Annotated in this window: 5 protein-coding genes; all 5 read right to left on the reverse strand. The window is 68.5% G+C overall.

The window, feature by feature from the left end:
* A partial coding sequence (locus VGV13_21020; protein HEV8643566.1) for a haloalkane dehalogenase occupies nucleotides 1-857 on the reverse strand: 857 nt, incomplete at its 3' end.
* 1 nt (nucleotide 858) lies between these two features.
* Nucleotides 859-1,179: a hypothetical protein gene (locus VGV13_21025; protein HEV8643567.1), complete on the reverse strand. Its 321-nt coding sequence runs from the start codon at nucleotides 1,177-1,179 to the stop codon at nucleotides 859-861.
* Between the two features lie 196 nt (nucleotides 1,180-1,375).
* Complete coding sequence (locus VGV13_21030; GenBank protein ID HEV8643568.1) at nucleotides 1,376-2,161, reverse strand: ABC transporter permease; 786 nt, start codon at nucleotides 2,159-2,161, stop codon at nucleotides 1,376-1,378.
* The gene (locus VGV13_21035) at nucleotides 2,158-2,901 is read right to left on the reverse strand and encodes an ABC transporter ATP-binding protein (GenBank protein HEV8643569.1); all 744 of its coding nucleotides are present in this window, start codon (nucleotides 2,899-2,901) and stop codon (nucleotides 2,158-2,160) included. The genes VGV13_21030 and VGV13_21035 overlap by 4 nt, the downstream gene beginning before the upstream one ends.
* Nucleotides 2,901-3,878, reverse strand: a complete 978-nt coding sequence (locus VGV13_21040; GenBank protein HEV8643570.1) for an ABC transporter substrate-binding protein — start codon at nucleotides 3,876-3,878, stop codon at nucleotides 2,901-2,903. Before VGV13_21040 ends, VGV13_21035 begins: the two co-directional genes overlap by 1 nt.
* Between the last annotated feature and the right edge of the window lie 150 nt (nucleotides 3,879-4,028).

Below are 4,028 nucleotides of genomic sequence, written 5' to 3' on the forward strand. Positions count from 1 at the left end.
GCGGCGAGCGCCGCGCCGATCTCGTGCGGAGAGTCCTCCTGCACGAAGTGAAAGCCGCGCACCGACACCTCGCGCTGGTGGGCGAAGGTGCGGCAGAAGTCGAGGGCTCGCCCGGTGAGCAGCGCCCCCGGCTCGGCGCCAACGAGGAGCTTCGGCACGGGGCTCGCCGCGAGCCAGCGCCCATACTCCTCGACGATGCGCACGACGTCCTCGGGCGAGCCCTCGATCGGCAGCTCGCGCGGCCAGACGAGGGTGGGAAGGCGCGACTCGCGCGTCGCGAAGGGCGCGCGGTAGGCGGCCATCTCCTCGGCGGAGAGCGGGCGGAGGATGCTCTTCGGCAGGATGCACTCGACGAATACGTTGTCGCCGAGCACCATCGCCTCGCCCTTCTCCGAGCGCAGCGCCCGGAAGATCCCGTCGCGCCCCGGTGGGAAGTCGTCCCAGCGACGCGGTGCGACGATTGCCTCCATGTAGGCGATCGCGCGCACCCGCTCGGGGTGTCGCGAGCCCCAGTGGAAGCCCAGCGCCGAGCCCCAGTCGTGGACCACCAGGGTGACGCGGCGCAAGGCGAGGGCCTCGAGCCAGGCGTCGAGGTAGCGCGCGTGGTCCACGAAGCGATAGGAGCCGCGCGGCGCCCGGTCCGAGGCGCCCATGCCGATGAGGTCGGGGGCCAGGCAGCGCCCCACCGCCTCGACGTGGGGGATGATGTTGCGCCACAGATAGGACGACGTCGGATTGCCGTGCAGGAAGACGACCGGGTCGCCGTGCCCGACGTCCACGGAGGCCATCTCGCTGTCGAGCACCCCGATGCGCTGGCGCTGGTAGCGGTCGTGCGGGGAGATCGCCGCCGGGTCCATCTCAGTACCAGCGCCCGGCCCACACCAGCACGAAGATCGCGCCCGCCCCGATCAGCGCCAGCGCGAAGAGGGCGCGGTGCCAGCGCAGAGGCAGCCCGACGTCGAGCAGCAGCGACCGCACACCCAGCAGCGCGTGGATGAGGACGAGCGCCAGCAGCGCCGCCTGCACGCCGCGGCGGAAGGGGTTCACCAGGTGCAGCGCGACGACGAGCAGCAGCGCCAGGGCGGCCGCCCGCTGGATGAGCCAGGCCCACATGCCGGCCTTGGTGTCGCGCCAGCCCTCCACCGTCGTCCACTCGCGCTTGAGAACTTTCGATCCCATGATCGCCGCCTGGCCGCGGGCTAGTGCCGTTCCAACTTGTTGATACTAAATCTGTCCACGAACGACGTACACGGTGCCTTCCTAGCGCGAATAGTTGGAACGGCACTAGTCGACGGTCACGACTTGCAGATCGTCGGCGACGTCGGCCGTGAGGTCCGTTCCGCGGTCGAGCATATCCTGGTTCAGGTGAGGCTCCTCAATGGCTCGTGGACATCCCCCAGCGGAGGACGGTCTTCCGCTCGAGCCAGCGGAAGAACAGGTTTTCGACGAGCAGCCCGATCAGGATGACGGTCAGGAGCCCGGCGAAGACGAGGTCGGTGTTCATCTCGAAGCGGTTCTGGTAGATGAACCAGCCCAGCCCGCCCTGGCTGCCGGCCACGCCGAAGACCATCTCGGCCGCAATGATCGTCCGCCAGGCGAACGCCCAGCCGATCTTGATGCCGGAGAGGATGTACGGGAAGGCCGCGGGCAGCAGGATGCCGGCGACGAAGCGCCAGCCCGTCAGCCCAAAGTTCTGCCCGACGCGGCGGAGGGTCGGGGGCACGGTGACGAAGCCCGTGTAGGTGTTGAGCGACATCGGCCACAGCACCGAGTGGATGATCACGAAGACCAGCGACTGCACGCCGAGGCCGAACCAGAGCAGCGCCAGCGGCATGAGCGCGATCGCCGGCAGCGGGTTGAACATGGCCGTCAGCGTCTCCAGCAGCTCGGCCCCCAGCCGGGTGGTGACCGCCAGCGTGGTCAGCGCCAGCGCGAGGGCGGCGCCGATGGCCATCCCCGACAGCAGCACCTTCAGCGACTGCCCGGCGTAGCCGGGCACCTCGCCGTTGGCCAGCGAGCGGCCGAACGCGGCGACCACCGTGGAGGCCGACGGAAAGAGCAGCGGGCTCACCTGGCCCAGCCGCGTCCACGCCTCCCAGATCACCAGGAGGGCCACGACGATGCCGGCCTTGTGCAGCGCCACCCGCGCGCCACCCGTCACTGCAGCAGCTCCTGCACCTCGCGCTGAATTTCAAGGCCCGCCTCGGTCTCGCGACGGCCAGCGGCCGGGTTGTCGAGGATCCGCCGCACCCGCCCCGGCCCCGAGGAGAGCACGAGGATGCGGTCGCCCAGGAGCACCGCCTCCTCGATGGAGTGGGTGACGAAGAGAATGGTCTTGCGCGTAGCCTCCCAGATCCCCAGCAGCTCTTCCTGCATCCGTCGCCGCGTGAGGGCGTCCAGGCTGGCGAAGGGCTCGTCCATCAGCAGCATGCGCGGGTCGAGCGCGAGCGAGCGCGCGATGGCCACCCGCTGCTTCATGCCGCCCGAGAGCTGGTGCGGGTAGGCGCCGGCGAACCGCCCCAGGCTCACCAACTCGAGATACCGCGTGGCCTCCGCGCGCGCCGCCGCGTCGGGCATCCTCTTGGCCACGCGCAGCGGGTAGGTGACGTTGGCGAGAACCGTCTTCCAGGGCAGGAGCTGGTCGAACTCCTGGAAGACGACCACGCGGTCCGGCCCCGGCCGGGACACTTGCCGCCCCTCCAGCTCGACGGCGCCGCGCCGGGGGGCGATGAACCCGGCCACCGACTTGAGGAGCGTCGACTTGCCGCAGCCCGAGGGGCCGAGCAGCACGAACTTCTCCCCCTCGGTGACCGTGAACGACACGTCCTCCACCGCCGTGAAGAGGCCCGTCTCCGTGGGATACGAGATCGTGACGTCGCGGACCCGCAAGAGGTCGCGCATCAGCTCCCGGGCAGCCCGTGCAGATGCTCCTGAGCGTAGTCGCGCCAGGAGGCCGGCACGCTCTTGATCATGCCGATCTTCCGCATGAACGACGCGAACTTGATCAGCCCGGACGGCGTCATCGTATATCTGATGCCGTCCTGCTTCATGATGGCCAGGAGTTCCTCCGGCGTGGACTTCGCCTTCTCGCTGGTGGCGTAGAGCCGGGCGGCTTCGGCGGGCTTGTCGTTGATGAACTCCGTCGCTTCCTTCAGCGCCTCCCGGAAGGCCTGGACGAGGCGGGGGTTGGCCTTGACCCACTTCTCGCTGGCCCAGACGAGGTTGAAGGTATGGGGGCCGCCAACCGCCTGGTAGCTGTCGAACACCTTGTGAATGCCGGAGTCGCGGAGCTGCTCGTACTGGAACGGGGGCGACGAGAGGTGGCAGGTGATCTCGCGCTTGGAGAGGATGGCGGCGGTGGCGTCGGGGTGCGACATGGCCACGATCTGCTGGTTGAGCTTCTTGGGATCGCCCAGCTCCTTCTCGGCCTGCATCTGCAGCACGACGTGCTGGATCGAGCCGATGGCCGGCATGGCGATACGGTCCGTCGGCTTGAGGTCCCGGAGGCTCTTGATGTCGGCCCGGGCGCAGTTGAGGAAGAGCGGCATCTGGTTGAGGGCGCCCAGCGTCTTCCAATCGAGCCCCTTGTCGATCGCCTGGACGAAGGGGCCGGTGCCGCCCGAGCCGATGTCGATCTGGCCGGCCACCATCGCATCGCGGATCACCGCCCCTGAGGTGAGCTGAAGCCACTCGACGTCCACGCCCGGGGCCCGCTTCTCGATCAGCTTCATCTCGCGCATGACGATGATCGACAGATAGCCGAGGCCCGGCTGCTTGACGATGCGGAGCTGCTTGGCCTCCTGGGCGCCGGCCGGCCCCGCAGCGGCCAGGCCGAGGAGCGCGAGCAGCGTCCAGGTGAACGGCGATCGACGGTTCATCTTCTCCTCCTAGTGCCGTTCCAACTTGTTGATACTAAATCTGTCCACGAACGACGTACACGGTGCCTTCCTAGTGCCGTTCCAACTTGTTGATACTAAATCTGTCCACGAACGACGTACACGGTGCCTTCCTAGGCGCGAATAGTTGGA

Source organism: Candidatus Methylomirabilota bacterium (assembly GCA_036001065.1).
Lineage (GTDB): Bacteria > Methylomirabilota > Methylomirabilia > Rokubacteriales > CSP1-6 > MNEF01.